Source organism: Streptomyces sp. Wb2n-11, from assembly GCF_001049855.1.
Classification (GTDB): domain Bacteria; phylum Actinomycetota; class Actinomycetes; order Streptomycetales; family Streptomycetaceae; genus Streptomyces; species Streptomyces altiplanensis.
In genome coordinates, this window is the sequence record NZ_CVPB01000001.1 from 7,387,284 (window position 1) to 7,403,790 (window position 16,507).

At 68.7% G+C, this 16,507-nt stretch carries 17 protein-coding genes and 2 pseudogenes; 8 read left to right on the forward strand and 11 right to left on the reverse strand.

From position 1 onward, the window contains the following. The first annotated feature begins 666 nt into the window (after positions 1-666). Complete coding sequence (locus BN1555_RS33595; RefSeq protein WP_093803840.1) at positions 667-1,881, forward strand: serine hydrolase domain-containing protein; 1,215 nt, start codon at positions 667-669, stop codon at positions 1,879-1,881. A 412-nt stretch (positions 1,882-2,293) separates the two neighbouring features. Here the strand turns inward: BN1555_RS33595 and BN1555_RS33600 are convergent, their stop codons facing one another. Next, positions 2,294-2,650: a hypothetical protein gene (locus BN1555_RS33600; protein ID WP_141662931.1), complete on the reverse strand. Its 357-nt coding sequence runs from the start codon at positions 2,648-2,650 to the stop codon at positions 2,294-2,296. A 138-nt stretch (positions 2,651-2,788) separates the two neighbouring features. Between BN1555_RS33600 and BN1555_RS39320 the strand changes: the two genes are divergently transcribed. Further along, positions 2,789-2,938 (forward strand): hypothetical protein, encoded by a 150-nt coding sequence (locus BN1555_RS39320; protein WP_176710223.1) that lies wholly within the window; start codon positions 2,789-2,791, stop codon positions 2,936-2,938. A gap of 96 nt (positions 2,939-3,034) precedes the next feature. On the opposite strand, the pseudogene BN1555_RS33605 reads toward BN1555_RS39320, so the two are convergent. Further along, positions 3,035-3,346, reverse strand: a pseudogene (locus BN1555_RS33605) (calcium-binding protein); the annotation flags it as partial. A gap of 38 nt (positions 3,347-3,384) precedes the next feature. Then, positions 3,385-3,873 (reverse strand): MmyB family transcriptional regulator, encoded by a 489-nt coding sequence (locus BN1555_RS33610; protein ID WP_176710224.1) that lies wholly within the window; start codon positions 3,871-3,873, stop codon positions 3,385-3,387. Between the two features lie 483 nt (positions 3,874-4,356). Between BN1555_RS33610 and BN1555_RS33615 the strand changes: the two genes are divergently transcribed. Beyond that, positions 4,357-4,725 (forward strand): VOC family protein, encoded by a 369-nt coding sequence (locus BN1555_RS33615; RefSeq protein WP_093802923.1) that lies wholly within the window; start codon positions 4,357-4,359, stop codon positions 4,723-4,725. Between the two features lie 337 nt (positions 4,726-5,062). Here the strand turns inward: BN1555_RS33615 and BN1555_RS33625 are convergent, their stop codons facing one another. The 3 genes from BN1555_RS33625 to BN1555_RS33635 all read right to left on the reverse strand — a co-directional run bounded on the left by BN1555_RS33625 (position 5,063) and on the right by BN1555_RS33635 (position 6,987). Next, positions 5,063-5,596: a phosphotransferase gene (locus BN1555_RS33625; protein ID WP_093802925.1), complete on the reverse strand. Its 534-nt coding sequence runs from the start codon at positions 5,594-5,596 to the stop codon at positions 5,063-5,065. Between the two features lie 150 nt (positions 5,597-5,746). Further along, complete coding sequence (locus tag BN1555_RS33630; RefSeq protein ID WP_176710225.1) at positions 5,747-6,562, reverse strand: S1 family peptidase; 816 nt, start codon at positions 6,560-6,562, stop codon at positions 5,747-5,749. Positions 6,563-6,705: 143 nt separating this feature from the next. Then, positions 6,706-6,987, reverse strand: a complete 282-nt coding sequence (locus tag BN1555_RS33635; protein ID WP_093802926.1) for a hypothetical protein — start codon at positions 6,985-6,987, stop codon at positions 6,706-6,708. 1,006 nt (positions 6,988-7,993) lie between these two features. Between BN1555_RS33635 and BN1555_RS33640 the strand changes: the two genes are divergently transcribed. From BN1555_RS33640 to BN1555_RS33650, 3 genes and pseudogenes are all read left to right on the forward strand, one after another. Beyond that, entirely contained in the window at positions 7,994-8,482 is a 489-nt protein-coding gene (locus BN1555_RS33640) for a hypothetical protein (protein WP_093802927.1), read from the forward strand. A 95-nt stretch (positions 8,483-8,577) separates the two neighbouring features. Then, positions 8,578-8,757: pseudogene (locus tag BN1555_RS33645) on the forward strand (transposase); the annotation flags it as partial. A gap of 201 nt (positions 8,758-8,958) precedes the next feature. Next, positions 8,959-10,485, forward strand: coding sequence for a hypothetical protein (locus BN1555_RS33650; RefSeq protein WP_093802929.1), 1,527 nt, complete (start codon positions 8,959-8,961; stop codon positions 10,483-10,485). Positions 10,486-11,096: 611 nt separating this feature from the next. On the opposite strand, the gene BN1555_RS33655 is transcribed toward BN1555_RS33650, so the two are convergent. Continuing rightward, positions 11,097-12,020 carry an aminoglycoside phosphotransferase family protein gene (locus BN1555_RS33655; protein ID WP_176710227.1) on the reverse strand — a complete coding sequence of 308 codons (924 nt, stop codon included), beginning with the start codon at positions 12,018-12,020 and terminating at the stop codon, positions 11,097-11,099. A 437-nt stretch (positions 12,021-12,457) separates the two neighbouring features. Here BN1555_RS33655 and BN1555_RS33660 point away from each other — a divergent pair, with 437 nt between their 5' ends. Beyond that, positions 12,458-12,703, forward strand: a complete 246-nt coding sequence (locus BN1555_RS33660; RefSeq protein ID WP_176710228.1) for a hypothetical protein — start codon at positions 12,458-12,460, stop codon at positions 12,701-12,703. A 44-nt stretch (positions 12,704-12,747) separates the two neighbouring features. Here the strand turns inward: BN1555_RS33660 and BN1555_RS33665 are convergent, their stop codons facing one another. From BN1555_RS33665 to BN1555_RS33675, 3 genes are read right to left on the reverse strand one after another with little or no spacing between them, the layout of a single operon-like run. Continuing rightward, the gene (locus BN1555_RS33665) at positions 12,748-13,092 is read right to left on the reverse strand and encodes a hypothetical protein (protein WP_093802930.1); all 345 of its coding nucleotides are present in this window, start codon (positions 13,090-13,092) and stop codon (positions 12,748-12,750) included. Positions 13,093-13,127: 35 nt separating this feature from the next. Then, positions 13,128-13,721: a hypothetical protein gene (locus BN1555_RS33670; RefSeq protein ID WP_093802931.1), complete on the reverse strand. Its 594-nt coding sequence runs from the start codon at positions 13,719-13,721 to the stop codon at positions 13,128-13,130. Then, complete coding sequence (locus BN1555_RS33675) at positions 13,718-14,056, reverse strand: hypothetical protein (protein ID WP_093802933.1); 339 nt, start codon at positions 14,054-14,056, stop codon at positions 13,718-13,720. The genes BN1555_RS33670 and BN1555_RS33675 overlap by 4 nt, the downstream gene beginning before the upstream one ends. 829 nt (positions 14,057-14,885) lie before the next feature. On the opposite strand from BN1555_RS33675, the gene BN1555_RS40935 reads away from it, so the two are divergent. Beyond that, positions 14,886-15,008 (forward strand): hypothetical protein, encoded by a 123-nt coding sequence (locus BN1555_RS40935; protein ID WP_255306313.1) that lies wholly within the window; start codon positions 14,886-14,888, stop codon positions 15,006-15,008. Between the two features lie 180 nt (positions 15,009-15,188). Here the strand turns inward: BN1555_RS40935 and BN1555_RS33685 are convergent, their stop codons facing one another. After that, entirely contained in the window at positions 15,189-16,487 is a 1,299-nt protein-coding gene (locus BN1555_RS33685; protein ID WP_093802934.1) for an RICIN domain-containing protein, read from the reverse strand. Between the last annotated feature and the right edge of the window lie 20 nt (positions 16,488-16,507).

The following is a 16,507-nucleotide window of genomic DNA, read 5'->3' on the forward strand; positions in this document are numbered from 1 at the left end:
ATGGGCGAGGGCGAGGCAGGTGACGCCTGCCCGGCGAGTGACAACACAGCGGTACGCGGGTCGAACCGACCGTTCGTTCGCAGTCCTTCGACCGGGCCGGTGTGGGGAGGCCTTCTGCCGGGGTCATTCGCTGCGCATGGCTTCCAGAACCGTTGGTGCGCACCGCGATGCGCACCACTGAACCTCCACCGACTTGAATGCGCAGGGCGAAGGGCTGGTGTGACCGGTTCCCGGGCTGCTCATGCTGGTGGCGGGCGGCGTCTGCGGAGCAGACCGTCTGTCAGCGCGGTCGCCTCGAAGCGAAAGGCGGCGGTTCGCGTGTGAGCGGCGCCCCCTCCGGCGGACACACATAAATGCCGACGCCCTCTCTTCCACCGCCCCGCCCCCGTTCGGGACGGTTCCTGTATGTCCCGGACCGCCTCCGAACCCCGGCGACGCTCCGCGGCCCACCAGCGAAACGGCCCTGTCACCCTGTCGGACGGGATATCGGCGCCCCGTGACAGGAACCGGCGTGACGCGTTGACCCTCATGCTCCATGGGGATTCCGGACAGCGCGCAGTGATCGCTCCTCCCAGGCCCCCGCGGCACACCCCACGCGTGTGCCGTTCTCCGACGAGTCGAGAACGAGGAAGTCACGTGCACCTGCCGACGCACCGACGTCTGGCCATGAGCGCCACCCTGATCGCCGCCCTCGCCGGCGGTCTCGCCTTCGCCACCGCGGCCTCCGCGGCACCGGCCGTCCCCGCGCCCCTTGCCGCGCCCGCCCCCGACATGGACGGCGTGACCGCGGCTTTGAACGCCGCCATGGCCAACGGCGCTCCGGGCGCGATGGCCCGCTTCACCGGTCCCGACGGCGTCCGGACGCGCACTGCCGGGGTCCGCGACCGCGTCTCCGGTGAGGCCATGGACACCCGGGCACGCTTCCGCATCGGCAGCGTCAGCAAGACCTTTTCCAGCGTCGTGCTGCTCCAACTGGTCGATGAGGGAAGGCTGGAGCTCGACGCGCCGGTCAACCGCTACCTTCCCGGGCTGCTGCCCGACGATCGCATCACGGTCCGTCACCTGCTCACCCACCGCAGCGGCCTGGCCGACTACACCGAGGCCATGTTCGCCAAGACCGTGCCCGGCTTCGAAGCCGTGCGCAACCGCGTCTTCACCTACCAGGAGCTGGTCGACCTCTCGCTGACCGAACCCCGCACCACCGAGCACGGTGTGGCCTACAAGTACTCCAACGCCAACTTCGTCGTCGTCGGCATGCTCATCGAGAAGGCCACGGGGACCTCGGTCGCCAAGCAGTACGAGCAGCGCATCATCAAGCCGCTGAAGCTGCGTCACACCTCCTACGTCCACCCGGAGACCCGGATCAAGGGAGCACACGTGCGCGGCTACCTCCACCCCGACGAGGAGGGGGCGCCGCTCGTCGACTCCACGGAGCAGACTGTTTCCTGGGCCCAGACGGCCGGTGCGGTCATCTCCGACCCGGCCGACCTGAACACCTTCACGACCGCGCTCATGCGGGGCAAGCTGCTCTCGCCCCGGATGCTGGACGCCATGACCACGGTCACCCCGACGGACACCGCCCAGACCCGCTTCTACGGGCTCGGGCTGCGCCGCTACGACCTGTCCTGCGGCACCCGGGTGTACGGGCACACCGGCACCGTGCAGGGCTTCTACACGTACGCCTTCGCCACCCGCGACGGCCGGCGCGCGCTCTCCGCCATGGCGAACACCTCGAACCGGGGCGCGGCGAACACGGCGCTCGGCGGGACGCTGGAAGCGGCCTTCTGCGGGAAGAAGACCGCGCCCGCGGCGTCGTCGACCAAGGTGCAGCGCGCGCTCCCCACCCTGCCGGCGGAGGCCGACCTGCCCGAGCGCCGCTGAGACCGGCCTTGGTCTGAGGCCGCAGCCGACGGAAGGCAGGGCCGACGGCGCGCTCGTGCGTCGAAGGGAGGCAGGCCACCGCCTCGCCCGGATGGCGGCCCCGAGCGCATCCCCGGGCAGCGGTGCGGACGCACACCGTGAACCTCGAAACCAACCGCCGACAGACGATCTGCTTCGCAGACTGCCGGCCGCCACCAGCATGAGCAGCCCGAGAACCGGACACACCTGCCCTTCGGCCTGCGCATTCAAGTGGGTGGAGGCCCAGTGCACAGCATCCGACGCACATCGGATGCAGGCCGGGCCGCTGCATCGTTCCTGGACCAGGTTCGCTACGTGCGGCATCCCCCCCGAACGGTACGGCGCCCGGGGGGAGGAAACTCCGCCCCCGGGCGCTTCCCGGCTTCCGCCCCGCTCAGGCGGCTGCCGCTGCCGCTGCCGCTGCCGCTGCCGCTCCATGCCCGGCGCCGGCGTCGCCGCGGACGCCGACGAGGAACTGGCGGACCTGCTGCCTGCACTCGGTCAGGAACTCCACCGCCACCCAGGCGGCCTGTGCTGTGCCGCCCGCGAGGCGCCGCCGCTTGAGGCGCCGGCTCGCCACGGTCACCAACTGCCGGAGGGTGTACGCGGACTCGCAGTCGGTGTGCTCATCGGGAACGGCGGTGGTGCGATCGGCCGGCAGCGCACCGAAACCACCGGCCGACCGTGCCAGTTCACCCGTCGGCCGCGCACACAGTCGCCACACCGTCCGTGCCGGTAGACCTGTGCCCATGCCAGCCACTGGCCTGGGCCCCCTTGAGCACTCCGCGGGTTTCGTTCTGTTGGGTATGCGATCTTCGTCCGTCTGGCTCATGGTGGATATGGACCTTCTGCGTCACGCCACGCCGTGGTACCGCTGTCAGGAGGCGTCATGGTGCTGTTGGCACTGCTCGTCCCCTTGGCGCTCGGGGGCATGATGTTCGCGCTGGACGCCTTTGAGGGATTCCTGTTCCCGCCCCCGGCAACTCCTCCCGGCACCCCACTGGAGGACCGTACGAACTCATCCGATCACGAAGGGTGACATCCTGCGCGACTGTCCATGGGCCGACTGCATGGTACGGCCGTGCTGGTGCAGGAAAGCGCCCTCTTCGGTCGTTGTCCGCCCGGTGCCCGGTGGTCATGCTTCGACGAGGGGAGGGGCGGAGGGGGTGGTACGGCGGCGTCCGGACACGATGGACGAGAAGTCGTTGACGAAAGCGCTGCGGCTGTACGTTCCGGCGGTGCCGGTGGTGTCGCGCTGGAAGGCGGTGCGGAACAGGGTCCGCTATCGGTCTGCGTCGATGTGCTGGTCGCCGTCCTTGTCGGTGACGTCGAAGAGGACCTCGGCGACCCTGATCAGCGCGGGGCCGGCCGGGGAGGGCATTGCGGCTGCGTACTCGGTGGCGCTGACGCGGCCGTCGGCGCCGAGGGCGGCCTGGAGTTCGCGCCACCGGTCGGCGCAGGGCGGTGATCATCCGTGCCGGTCGCTCATCGCCTACGACCACTGATCACATCGGATCTACCCGCCCAGACGTCAGGTCTCGCGCTGCCCACCGTGGCCAGGTCACGCAGAAGTGCTCCCGTGGCCTCGTCCATCGGGAAGAACGTCTCCACCGCGAGTTCGGAGAGTGTCACGTCCGCAGGAGCACCGAAGGTCGCGATCACGCTGAAGAGCGACATGTCTCCACAGTGTGTACGGACCCGCAGCGGGACGACGATGCCCATCGGGTCCACCGGGCTGGGCGTGAAGTCGGTGCCTGGGGGCGCCGGATAGACGGAGACCTCGTCGTACAGCTCTCGCAGACCGCGGTGGCCGGTGGCGTTGACCTGGTGGAGAAGGCGGCCGAGGGCGTGGGCGCGGACCTCGGCGAAGTTCAGGCACTGGGACGCCAGGCCGTCGGGGTGCAAGATCAGCCGCATGACGTTCGCGCCCGAGTCCGTCAGGTGCGGTGGAACCATGTCGAGGAGCACGGACATGGCACCGTCTACGCGGCGCTGGAGTACGCCGGTCTGCGGCGCATGACCACGGTGGGCTGACCCGCCCCGTACGAAGTAACTTCCACGAAGTCGCCTCCGTCCGGGACTGGTTCCTCCGGCGCCGGCTCGGCGCGACGTCGGTCGCGCGGGCGCGGGCGCGCATGGAGGCGATCGGAGTGGGCAGGGTGATGATCCCGTCCGCGCCGCGCAGGGCGCCGAGTCGACGGGTCACCTCGTCGGCGAAACCGGTACCGGTCAGAGCGGCCCCGACTGCTTCCGGGGTCACTGGCCAGTTGTTGTGAATGAAGCTCCGCCATCTTGAAGCGACTGGTCAGCGGGGTGGTGTGTCCTCGTTCTCGGGTGCTCGTGCTGGTCGTGATCGGCAGTCTGTGCTGCAGATCGCCCGGCGGGACGGTTCTGCCGATGAGTTCACCGTCCTCGAACGGTCCACCCAGTGACACGACCGTTCTCGACAGGAGTGCTATGTCCACCATCCAGCCAGTGATCGTGACTGCCGCCCAGGACGTTCTGCTCGGCTTCTATACGAAACTGTTCGGCGCTGAGGAGATTTTCCGGGTGCCGGAGGAAGGCCCGGCCTTCTACCTCGGCTTGCGCATCGGCGACACCGACCTCGGGCTGGTGGCCAAGGCGGATCCGGGGACCGGGGCGGCGTCGCGGATCCTGCTCAGCATCGGTGTCGACGACGTCGACGAGACGCTCGGCCGGGTGGCGGCGCTGGGCGGCTCGGTCCGCGGCAACCCCAACGACATGCCGTGGGGACAGCGTGTCGCCCACATCCAGGACCCCGACGGCAACCCGGTGAACCTCACTCAGCCGATCCCGGCCCGGTGACGCCGTTCCGGGGGTATGCGCTGATCGTGGGCGCCCCGGGCCGCAAAGTGGGCGCTGGGTCGCCGGCGGATCCTTGGATCCTGCCATCGGCACGTACCTCGTCCGGGCAGACGTCGCCTACGGCCTCGGCTACCCCGAGGAGCTGGAGCCGTTTGTCCACTGCGGGCACGACCTGGACGGCCGGGGGAGACCCGGGGGTCTCTCTTGAGGCCCTCCGCAGGGAAGCGATTGAGGCGGCGAAGCAGTTCCTGAGCAAGAGGCCGGCAGCGCGCGGAACTGGACGAACGCGAAGAACGGCCGGCCAAGCAGTGGGTGGAGGTGCGGGACGAACCGGCCGTCACCGAGCGGACGAGCCCGCCGCATCGCGACGGTAGTCGGTGATACGGGCCCTGGTCCACGCCCAGTACAGAGAAGCGCCGAGCGCGAGGAGTTCCGCCGGCGCCGTCTGCGCAACGCGCTGGTCGTCTGCGGTGGTCAGCAACCGTGCCGCGATCTCCGGCGCGATGACGTGGATCAGCCCGACCCAGTACGCGTGGGACAGCGGGGGACCGACGTGGTGGGCGTTGCCGTAGTCGATGCACGCGACGGTCTCACCAGTGACGATCATGTTCTCCGTCCGCAGGTCACCGTGGACCCGGCCCGTTGGGCGCAGGCGTTCCGGAGCGGCGAGCGCGGCACGGGCCGTCTGGCGCATGACGGTGCGCTGTTCGCCGGTGGCGTGGCCGTCGCGGGCGGGGTGAAAACCTCCTGCGCGCAGTCCCTGACGCCAGGACAGGCCGTACGCGGCGATTTCGTGCCCGAGGTGCCCGCGGGCGCCGGGTACAACAGGCGGTCTACGCCGCAGACCGCCGCCCACGACCAGCGTGAACACCCCGAGAACCGGTCACACCGGTCCTTGAAACGACCTCTCAGGACTCGCGCGTCCGGTCATTTGTGAGAATTACGGTGTGCGACGAGCGTAGTCGTGGTGCTGTTGGTCCAGGACTCACGTCCCCGTCGGCCGCTTTGCGGCTGTCGTGGATCAGGTTTTGCGCTTGATGGTCTTCCGGATCCACTCCGCGTAGGCGGGCACGTTGCTGTAGAGGCCCGGCCCGTCCGAGCACGCGACCCCGGGGGCGCCAGGACCCGAAGTGACTCCGATGAGCTCCCACCGCCCGTGCCTGCCCTTCTGGATCTGCGGTCCACCGGAGTCCCCGAAGCACGCCATGGCCTTGGGCACGCGGCTGATCGTGCACAACCGGGTCCGGTCCGCGTAGCCGGGGGCGCACTGGGCAACGGCTCCCCTGCGTGTGTCGAGCTCCTGCATCCGTTCCGCGAATTTCAGGCCGGTGTCGACGGTGGTGCCGAATCCCAGGATCCGGGTCGGAGTCTCCGGCCGTCCGGCCCGCTCCGCGATACGGATGGGCCTCTCGGCGACCGGTCGGTCGAGGCGGACGAGCGCGATGTCATCCTTGTTGGCAACCTCCCCCTCTCCGTTCACATAGCCGGGATGGACGACGGTCCGCTCGATGGCGCGGACGGTGCCCCCGGACTTCCGGTGCTCGCTCCCGATCCGGACGATGCCGTCCAGCTCAAGGCCATCGCCCCGCACGCAGTGGGCCGCCGTCAGTACCCACTGCGGATCGATCAGCGTTGCGCCGCAGGTACCGTCGTACAGTCCGTGTTTCGGGGCCGACTCCGGGATCGTCGCCATGAACGCGTAGCGCTCGGTGGAATCAGTCCCGTTGACGATCGCTCCGGCGCTGCCGGTCATCAGGGTGGCGCATGCCGTGACGGCGAGAGCGCCTACGGCAGTGGTGCTGGCCACGTGGCGGCGCACCGACTTCAAGCTGAACACAGAGAGTTCCTTACCTCGGGATCCGAACGTGTTCAGCCTGCTTGTTCAAGCCCCCCCGGGCCATACGGGCAACAGGTCGGAGCACGGTCCGGACAGCGGGACCGAGCACGGTGGGGGTAGCCCCGCCTCTGCGTCGGCCCATCTCACTGGGTTTCGCCGAATGGCCCGAAGGCCCGTTGCCCGAAGGCCCGTTGCCCGGAGGCCCCGGCCGGCGGTCCCGTCGTCGGCGTCGCGCCCTTGGGAAGGACGCCGTACATGCTCGTGTCGTCGAACGCGCCGCCCCTTGCTGGGTTCGTCTCAACGGAGACCGTGGCGAGCGGCGCGTCGTCCTGCGTCGGTTTCTCCGCCCCGTCGGTGAGGCGCGTGACGCCCCACGAGACGATCCCCACCACCACCGTCGTGACGACCGGTCCGGGCAGCGACAACCATAGTTCCCGTCGCGGCCTCCTCTCCCCCTGCCCGGTGTCCCCGGGTTCGGGCGCCCGTCCGTGGTTTGCCATACGTGCCCCCTCCCTCGGCATGGCTCCCTTCCGGCGCAGTGTCCCACCGCGTCGGCGTCAACCGCAGCCGTCTGTCGCTCGTACGACGTGCGACCTGGCCCTTGGTTCGGCGGGCCCGGACGAACCCGAGTCCGCTCCGGTACCGTTCTGGACGCATCACCCGTGAGTTCGGCTACAAGCCCCCTTCGGAAAACTCGAGCCCACGGCTTTTGCCCTTCCCCGAGACAAGATCGAGGACCCCGTGCCAGCCCTTCACCGAGGCATGCGGAACACACACGTCCGGTAACGACCCCATCAAGGCCGGGACGAAGAAGCACTTCACGTCATCCCGCAGAGGCCGATCACTCCGCCATGTTGCCCGGCTCGCCTACCCGACGGTCCTCGTTTCCCTGATCCAGGGTGTAAGCAGCTCACCGTGGACTCCGCAAGGGTGAGAAGAGCGGCTTGCGAGGGCAGCGAACGCCTTGGTCCTCTCCAGTCCCCGAGGTTCACTCCGAGACCGGTGCCGCTGCCCACCGATCGACCGGTGGTGCGAAGGCGCCGGGCAAGGTCTGCCCCGGCCCATGACCCGTGAGGCCCCTGACGGAGCGACAGCCCGGCGTCTGCGCACCACCACGAACCCACGCGTGTCCGTGAACCTCGCGTGGTGACGCGGGCGCCGGGCTGATGCCCCGGCTTCCCCGGCCATTCCAGGCCTCTGTCAAGAGCGGCATGGCCCGATGCCTCCGTGACCACCGCGAAACTCACAGCGGCTGACCAGAAGTTGATGTCACGGCGCGAGCCCGTGAGCGCTGCAGACAGATCGGGCCCCCGAAGTGCGCTGGTGTCGCGAACGGCGCGAACGCGTCGCTCACACATGTGCTGTTCTCTCCAGGCCCTTCCGACGTGGTGTGCGATGAGGGCTGTCGCCGCGCGGCGGAGAATGGTGCCCATGCGCGCTCTTTTCGACGGCCCCGAGCCCCGTTGTGTCCCGCCAGGCGAGTACCCCATGTGGGACCGGGCTCTCGCCCTCCTCAACCGGGACCTGGCGGTTACCCTTCCCGAGCAGGAACCCCTGCAACTGCTGGCCCTTCCGCCCTACGATGCGGACGAGCCGGAGAGCGTCTACGTCGCTCTGGCCAACGGCGAGTGGCACGGCAATTGCCTGTACCCGGATTCGGCGGACGACCCTGTCTCTGCGCTGGCGATCGTCGCCGATGCGGCGCAGGAGACCGTCACCGAGCGTCTGTGGCAGGCGTGGCCCCTGTGTGCCGAGCATGGCCTGGGCATGCATCCGCGGGATGCGGACGGGCAGCTGTCCTGGTGGTGCGCGGGAGAGCGGTTGCGTCGAGGCCCGGCCCATATCCGTGCGGCCGTGGGCGCGCTCGACACCTTCGTCCGCCCACGTCGCCCCCATCGCAAGAGACGGCAGGGTAGTTGATGTCCCACTGCGCCACGGTCGTCGAACCCGACGTGACGTGAAGAGGTCCGTTCGGATCGGGTGTTGCCGTGACGCGATACCTTGGCCGCACAGCCTTGTCCCATCGTATCTTCACCAGGATTTCGCGCCGGGTGCGGACCGGGGTGCGGGGGTGTGACCTGCCGGAACGGTTCGGGCCGTGGAAGGCGTGCTACGAACGTCACCGGCTGTGGCCGGCCGACGGGACGTGGAAGCGTCTGCTGCAGCAGGCCCGGGCCGCCGCCGATGCGGCGGGTGGGGCCGACCGGGACATCTCGGTGGACTTCCACCATCGCGTGTGCACAACAGCAGCATGCCGCGGGCGTCCGTACCGGTTCTTCTGATCTGCTCCGGCGAGCCGGGGGGTCGCCGGTGTCCGCGATTTCCGGCAGAACCAGGCGGATGACAAGTCCTGTTCCGCGAGGCAGACTTGGATTCGTCCGGCGACGGGGGGATCAATGGCTCGGGCACTGCGGATAGCGATACCCGTTCTTCTCGCGGGTCTTGCGCTTTGGTATGCCTCGTACCTCACCACGATCGTGGTGTGGGAGTTGCGGAAGATCCTTTCCTGGTTGTTCGTGCCGTTGCTGGCCGCGGCGTTCGCAGCCCTGCCATGGCTGGTGGCGAGACGGGTCGGCCGCGGCGAGCGCGGCCCGGGTTCCGGCACCGCGGCAGCGGCGTTCGGCTGTCTGGGGGCCGTGATCGGGTTGGGCGTGATGGTTTGCTGGTGGGCGTACAGCGCCTACCTGCAGGACCGCGCGTACATGGAGGGTTCCAGGATCGTGACCGGGCCGGTGCCCGAAGTAGCGGCCCGAGCCCCTTATCTGGTCGGTGCGGCGCAGGCCGCTCCGCACCTGGGCGATGTCACCGGCGAGATCTTCGACATCACCTACCTGCCCGACTCCGACAAGTTCGCCACGCTGGTCGAGCGGCGTGGATGGCTGGCCGGGTACGAGGTCGGTCTCGTACAGGACATCCCGCTCGGCGGCGACGGCCGAAGCCGGCAGCGCTGCCAGTTCGACGTAGGTGCGGCCGACGCGAGAGTGGGTGGTTGGTTCACTCACAACCTCGGTCGGAAGATCTCGGCAGAAAAGCGCGGCGTGCGGTTCGACGCCGAGGACGTTTACGTGACCTGCTCGGACGAGACACCCATCGTGGTCGTGCCCCTCAAGCGCCAGACCGGGATCCTGGTGGTGACCGAAAGGCCCGCGGGGCTCGCGCTCTACAACGGGCGAACGGGGAAGCTCACAATATCCGCCGACACCAGCGCAGTACCAGGCCCGTCCTACCCGATGAGCATCGCAGTCCGGCAGCGGGAAGCGACGGCTGCGGTCGGCAGCTTCGCCGACTGGTGGTTCGAACGCAGCGGTTGGGACGCCTCCGAAGATGGCGCGAACGAGGGCAACGAGTCGGAGTTCGCCCTGCAGTACCGCGACGGAAGCGGACGCGGGGCCTACGTCACCCCCCTTACCCCGCAAGGAGAGGCCAGCTCGGTCGTAGCCGTATCAATGGTGCCGACCCGGCATCGGGGCGGCGGGCTTGCCCCGATGACCGTCCACCGGCTCAAGCCGACCTGGCCCTCACCGGAGGCGATCGTCGCGCTGATCAAGGCCGAGTACCGGGATGTCTGCTGTTACAACGACGACATGGTGTTCGAGGTCGTCCCCACCGGTGGAAGCACCTGGACGGCCACCATCGGCAGCAAGCAGAACATCCGCTACCGGGTGGAAGGCAGAGGCCAGGTGGCCGGCCGAGAGGCGACCTGCCTCAAAGCGGCTGACGGGGTACTCATCCGGTGCGCTCACGCCGCGCCCGGATCGCCGGAGGAGAAGGAACTCAAACGCCGGGAACAGCAGAAACAGAAGGACGAGAGCCCGAAGCCTGCCCGGAATCCCGGTGACCTTTCCGACTACAGCACCGAAGAGCTCGCCGAACTGCACCGCCGTGTGTCGGAGGAAGTCGGCCGCCGCCTGAAAGACGGGTAGACGCGCAGGACAGGGACACCGCCACCGATTCGCTTCCGCCAAGGGACCTCGGCGCCGCGAATCCGGAAATTTCCACGTCGACATGCGATACGGCTGCGCTCACCTGCGGCGATCCTTGTGCGAGCGAGGAATTCCACAACACATGGCGCGTACGTGTGCCGCCGTCGGCCGCGTGGACGCCGGGACGGCCCACAGGTGATTCGTGACCCATAGGCCGCATGAACGATCACGCACAGCAGCAGCCGGCTTCGTGTCGAGGCAAGGTCCTGGTGGCCCTCACGCGGGCGAAGGGGGACGCCCAAGACATTGGCGAAGCGCTTGGGCGTCTCGTGCCGGATGCTGGAGCGCTACCGCGCCGGGCAGCTGGCGAAGCCGTAGAAGCGGCTTCGGGCCGTCTTGGTGGAGGAGATCGAATCCGAGTGAAAATCGCGGGTCAGAGCCCGTACGAGGCAGTGTGCGGCCGCTTCCGCAGGGCTGATCATCTCTTGCCGGGCCCGCTTCGATACGGCCGTCACCCTGGCGGCGCAGGAGCCCGAAGCGACGGGCAGTGATCTGCACCAGCTGGTCGCAGAGGTCGCCTTGGACGTCTGTTTCCGTCAAGGAGACGGCGGTTACCGGTTGAGCAGCGATTCCGCGATCGCGACGGAGGACGGGGCGAGCCGGGTCTCGCCGTCGTCGATCTCCCAGAGTGAGTTCTGCAGCAGCCGTCCCAAAGTCCAGCCGGTCGCGCGTGCGCGGTCCAGGCCGAGGACATCGGTGAGCAGGTCGAAGCGGCGCTGCACGATGCGCAGGGTGTCGCCCTTCGCGACGACGTCGTCCCACCTGCTGTCCAGGGCGGGCCACAGGTCGAATCCTGGGTCGCCGGCGAGTGGCTCGGGATCGATGGCGATCCACGGCTCGCGCTGTGCGGCTAGAACGTTGTCGTAGTGCAGATCCCAGTGCAGCATCCGGTCTCCGGGCTCATCGGCCAGTTCGGCCACCGCCGATGCCCAGCTCCGCAGGAGCTGACGGTCGGCCGGGTCGATCAGGTTACTGATCGCCTGTGGGACCTGCTCCAGCATCTCGGGGGCGATGTCGCCGAGGCTGCGCAGTCCCCGCGGCGCGGGGACTGCGACCAGCCGCGCGTGAAGCTCGGCAAGGGTGCTCATCGCCACGTCGTCGTCGTTGATCGAGGTCAGCGTGCGGGATCCGTCCAGTCGTTCCAGGAGCATGCTGCTGCTCACAGGGTCGTGATCGAGCAGCCGCACCATCCCCTTACCGTTCCAGGCACGGAGGCCAATCAGTGCGGCGGTGGTCTCCTGCCTGGGCATCTGGAGTCTGAGAACCGCGCGCGTGCCGCCGTGGCGCAGCACCGGCAGCACCAGCGAGGCTTGCCCGGCTCCGACCGTGCCGTCCCGTTTCAGCTCCCAGCGGTCCAGCATTTCCGCAGCCAGAGCCGGCAGCGCGGCGATCCAGGCTCTCCCTTGTTCGCCGAAGCCCGTGGCGTACGACGCTGCCAGGTGTGGCGGGACCTCCTCCGTTTCCAACGCGCTCACATCGGACCTCCTTCACCGGGAATCGAGTTCGGGCCGCAACCTGTCTGAGGCCGGCGGACGGCCATACCGCCGTCGGGGTTCGCCAGCCATTTTGAACTCAGCCTATGTACCGGCCGTTGCTTTGAGGAATCGCCGCAGGAAATCGGGACCTGATCTTTGCCACTGGTGGCACAAGCGCTGCTGAACGAGCATGTGTGACAAGCCGGTTGCCTCACTGGTGCCAATCAGGCTGTTTCGGCCGGCCCGCTCGTCAGTTCATCCGGCTCCGCCGGTGACAGCTGTCGCGCTTCGACTCATCTGTGGCTGCCGCGCCCGACGCACAACGGCCGGATTTCCGATTTCTTTCCCGCGACGATTGAAAGGCTCGCGTGAGCACCCCTGTGCCCCGATCCCGCCACCGTCCCCGTGTCCCGGCGCGGGCCGCTCGCGCGGTCATCATGGTGGAGCGCGCGCTCACCCAGCTCACGAAGTTCACCGCGAGCGATACGCACCGCCTGGACCGCGCGATCGTTTCCATCAGTGTCGACCCCGAGCCGGGCACCGAACTGCCCGGCACCCTGCTGCGCGAGTGCGCGGACGAGATCGAGGGAGCACGCCTCGTCCACTACGTGACAGCCTTCCGGCCCGGCGTTGTCCCGGGTCGCGGCGCGTTCTCTGCAGGTCGGGTCGATCCGGCAGCGTAAGGGACGTGAGACATGTAGCCGGTGCCGGCTGAGCAGGACACCTGTCATGGGTCGACTCGGCGGACTCCCGTGCAGGCCAGGACGGCGCCGGCATCCTCGGTGAGGAAGGGCGTGAAGGTCCGGGTTCTGTCGCGCGTGGAGATACAGTCGATGCGCAGCGGCGCGGTGCCGTACTGGGTGAGGATGTCGACGGTGGTTGACAGGGCGATTGTCTCGGTGCCCCTTTTCCTTGCGCGACGGTGGCGAGCCGCGTAGATGCTGGCAAGTTGCTGACCGGGGATGTTGCCGTCCCAGATGATGAAGCCGCCTCCGTCGAGAAGTGCTGCCTTCGCTGGTTCGCAGGCCGTGGTCTGTTCGTTGAGCATCTCGGCCAGGTCTGCCCGGTTCATCTGCCCCCTTCCTGCCCTTGGCGCCGGAGCTGCACTCAGTCGTTGTAATGGAGCCGTCGGCGGGTCCAGAGAGTGAGGTCGCTGCTGGTGGCGACGGCCAGAGAGAGTCCGGAGGGTGAGAATCCGGCGGTGCGAAGTTCTGAGTACTCCGAGTGGAAGACGTGCCACCACGTCTCTCCTGCCGGGCCTTTGCGGGTCCCGCCGTCTGCGGAGAGGATGACGCGGTCGTGGGGCCATTCCGGGCTGACGACGTCCAGGGCCCAGCCGTCGGGGGTGGTGCTGTGGAGGCCGCCGCCGAAGATGCCGGCGATGCGGACCTGGGTGCCTTCGATCGGCCCGAGACCGGGGCAGGTGAGGTCTGGCCGGGCGTCGGGAGTACTGGTGCCGGGGTCGGGATCCCGGTCGCGGGCGATCTTCTCGCCGGTGACCGCGTCGAAGAGCCCGTGGCCGTCGCTGGAGACGACCATGACGAGGTCGTGCCCGCTGTCGGGGTGGACGGCGAAGCCGATGCCGAGCAGGCCGCCGATGGGAGTTCTGCGGTCAAGTACCGGCTGCCATGGTTCCGGGGCCGGCATGACGGGGGCGGTGAGGTAGCGCTCGCGCAGCTTCTGCTGGTACTCCGTGATCAACTCGTCTCCTCGGTGTGATTCGCGTCGAGGGTCTCTCGCGCAGCGGTCCACGTCGACTCAAATTCGTGTCGGGTGATCTCGGCAGTGCCGCCCGCGTCCTGCCACCCGTACAGACTGCCCTCCGCGAGGACTCCGTACTTCCGCTCGTAGGCGTCCATCGCCGCGAGATCGGCGTGGTCCCGGGCCCTGATGACCTCCGCCAGACAGGCCGCAGTCACGGGGCAACGCTGAGGTCCTTGCAAGTCGACCTGCCGCAGCGCCCATCCTTCGCCGTCGAGTTCGAAGAACGACCAGGTGTCACTCTGGTCGCCGCAGGTGTGAATCCAAGGAGTCACGTTCGCATGATCTCTCGGCGGGAAGGTGCGGGCTCCGGCGGGTCTGCGAACCAGATGCCCTCCGGCCTGGCGGCCGTCGGGCCGCTCCAGGGCCTGCTCGAACTGGCCTGCGGCCTCATATGCCCGCGCCGCCTGCGAACCTCATCCTGAAGCGATCAGTTGGCTACGCTGAACCACCCGGCCGCACCTCGTTCAGAAGCGGTCGCAGCGACCGCACTGCGGACCGCATGTCCTGATCCGTGGCGTCAAGTGGCTCCGACAGGCTCAGCGCGTATCCGCGCAGCCGCCAGAGGTTGAAGACTTCGCTCCCGTCGGCTGCGAAGTCCACATCGACCTCAGTGCCGTCGTCGCTGACGAAGCGGCAGCCTGCCCCGTGAACCGTGTAGGAGTAGGGGCCGATGTGATCCCTCCGGCTGATCCGGCGCGAACGGGGCCAGGCCGACGACGTCCGCCACCCGCTCAAGGGAGGGAATCTCCCCCCTCGTGGCCTGATCAATCGCGTTCAGAGCGCGGACGTAACCGAGTACGAGGTCTCGCGCAGCCCCAACCCGTTCCATACGGCGTCATCCCCTGAGCCTGTGACCGGAGGGATTGTTCCATGGAGCCGCCGGCGTCTCCGCAGGACGGCATTCTGAAACGATCGGTCAGTCGGACCACTACCGCCGATTCCGCTGCCCCCCGACCACCCAAAGGGGCGACCCGCTGGTCCACCGCGCGGTCGTGGACAAGATCCCTTCCGGTGGGCGACCTGGCGCCGCAGACGACGACAAGCCCGCGGCAGCCACTACAAACGGCGCGGACAGACACCACCGCACACCGGCCCACCACCATGGCGAAAACCGTTGCGGTACTGAACCACCTCGGCCGCGGCAAGCAGACCGGGAGCAGGGGCAAGGCCGGTCCGGCGCACGAGAGCACTCCGGAAGCAGCACCCGCGCCCGTCGCCCCCTGATCACCACCGGTGAGGCCCAGGTGCCCGCTCCCCGACGGAGCGGGTACCGCTCTCGCTCCGCTCCGGCTCCGTGGTGGCCTCGGCCAAGGGCAGCACGGAGGACACGGAGGAGGCCAGAGCCCTGGACGCCGACGGAGTGGAGCCAGGATCATCCTGGCTCCACTCCACGGCGCGGGGGTGTCACTGGAACTGTGCGAAGAACCTCCAGATCTCTCCCTTGGTCCAGGTCGCGACGCCGCTCTCGGCGGGGGAGCCGTCGACCGGACCGGGGATGTGGCCTCCGTCGAACGCGGCCCATTGGACCGGGTACCCGGCACGGCAGCCCGAGTAGGTGGTGGTGATGTGCGTCCGGCTGCCCGGAGCGGGCTCACGCGGGCTCTGGGGAGTGCAGCCGTTGTTGCTGACGAATCTGTCGCGCAGGGACCGTCCTTGCGCGATGGTGAGGACGGAATCGCTGATGCCGTGGATTCCGAAGTAGGCGATGGGCTGGGTGCCGCCGCTGCACCCGCTGATCTGGCCGCCGGAGATGACCGCGACAGCCCTGAAGACGTTCGCCCGGGTGCATGCGAGTGCGTAGCTCATACCGCCGCCCCAGCTGAAGCCCGTGGCGAAACGCTGTGCCGGATTGACGCAGAGGCCGCCCTCGATTCGCCGGATCATGTCGTCGACGAAGGTGACGTCCTCACCGCCCGAATTGGCCCAGCCGTTGCCGAGACCCTGGGGGGCGACGAGGATCGCGCTGTTGTTCGACTGTCCCTGTTGGCCGTAGTAGGACCAGGCGGTTCCGCTCGTTCCGCCCGAGGCGACGTCACCGGCGGTTCCGCCTCTCCAGTGGAACGCGAAGATCAGCCGGTAGGGCTGGCTGTTGTCGTAGTCGGCGGGAACCCTGAGGATGAAGCTGCGGCTCTTGCCGCTGCTCTGAATCGTGTGCGTACCGCTCGCCAGGGTCGGGGCGCTGCCGCATCCGCCGCCACCGGACGACAGCTTGACCATCTGCCATTGCTGGTTGGCACCGCCCCAGTCGGTGTACTGGACGACGTTGGCGCCGTCGGCCGTGGAGGCGCCCTGCACCTCCACGGCCTTGCCGCTGTTGCGGTTGACCAGACGGACGTGGCCCGCGTCGGAGTCGGCCAGGCGGAACTGCTGGTTGGCCCCGTTGGCATCGGCCCACTGCGCGATCGCGGCACCGTCGGCGGTCGAGGCGCCGGCCACGTCGAGAACCTTGCCCGAATGCCGGGCCTTGAGCCGGTAGAAGCCGCCGCCGGAGTCCATGAACTGCCACTGCTGGTTGGCTCCGTCGTTGCGCGTCCACTGGCTGACTCGCGCGCCGTCGGCGGTGGACGTGCCATGGACGTCCAGCGCCTTGCCGCTGTGGCGATTGACCAGGACGTACGAGGCGTTGGGGTCCACCGTCGCCGCCTCGGCGGGCGTCGGATTCACCGCGACGAGCATGCCGGTCGCGAGGGTCGCCGCCACCACGACGGCGACCCGGGACCACC

Bases quoted from the DNA above. Each gene is read 5' to 3' on its own strand.
- BN1555_RS33595 (WP_093803840.1), top strand. From the start codon at position 667: ATGAGCGCCACCCTGATCGCCGCCCTCGCCGGCGGTCTCGCCTTCGCC.
- BN1555_RS33600 (WP_141662931.1), bottom strand. From the start codon at position 2,650: ATGGGCACAGGTCTACCGGCACGGACGGTGTGGCGACTGTGTGCGCGG.
- BN1555_RS39320 (WP_176710223.1), top strand. From the start codon at position 2,789: ATGGTGCTGTTGGCACTGCTCGTCCCCTTGGCGCTCGGGGGCATGATG.
- BN1555_RS33610 (WP_176710224.1), bottom strand. From the start codon at position 3,873: ATGTCCGTGCTCCTCGACATGGTTCCACCGCACCTGACGGACTCGGGC.
- BN1555_RS33615 (WP_093802923.1), top strand. From the start codon at position 4,357: ATGTCCACCATCCAGCCAGTGATCGTGACTGCCGCCCAGGACGTTCTG.
- BN1555_RS33640 (WP_093802927.1), top strand. From the start codon at position 7,994: ATGCGCGCTCTTTTCGACGGCCCCGAGCCCCGTTGTGTCCCGCCAGGC.
- BN1555_RS33650 (WP_093802929.1), top strand. From the start codon at position 8,959: ATGGCTCGGGCACTGCGGATAGCGATACCCGTTCTTCTCGCGGGTCTT.
- BN1555_RS33660 (WP_176710228.1), top strand. From the start codon at position 12,458: ATGGTGGAGCGCGCGCTCACCCAGCTCACGAAGTTCACCGCGAGCGAT.
- BN1555_RS33665 (WP_093802930.1), bottom strand. From the start codon at position 13,092: ATGAACCGGGCAGACCTGGCCGAGATGCTCAACGAACAGACCACGGCC.
- BN1555_RS40935 (WP_255306313.1), top strand. From the start codon at position 14,886: ATGGCGAAAACCGTTGCGGTACTGAACCACCTCGGCCGCGGCAAGCAG.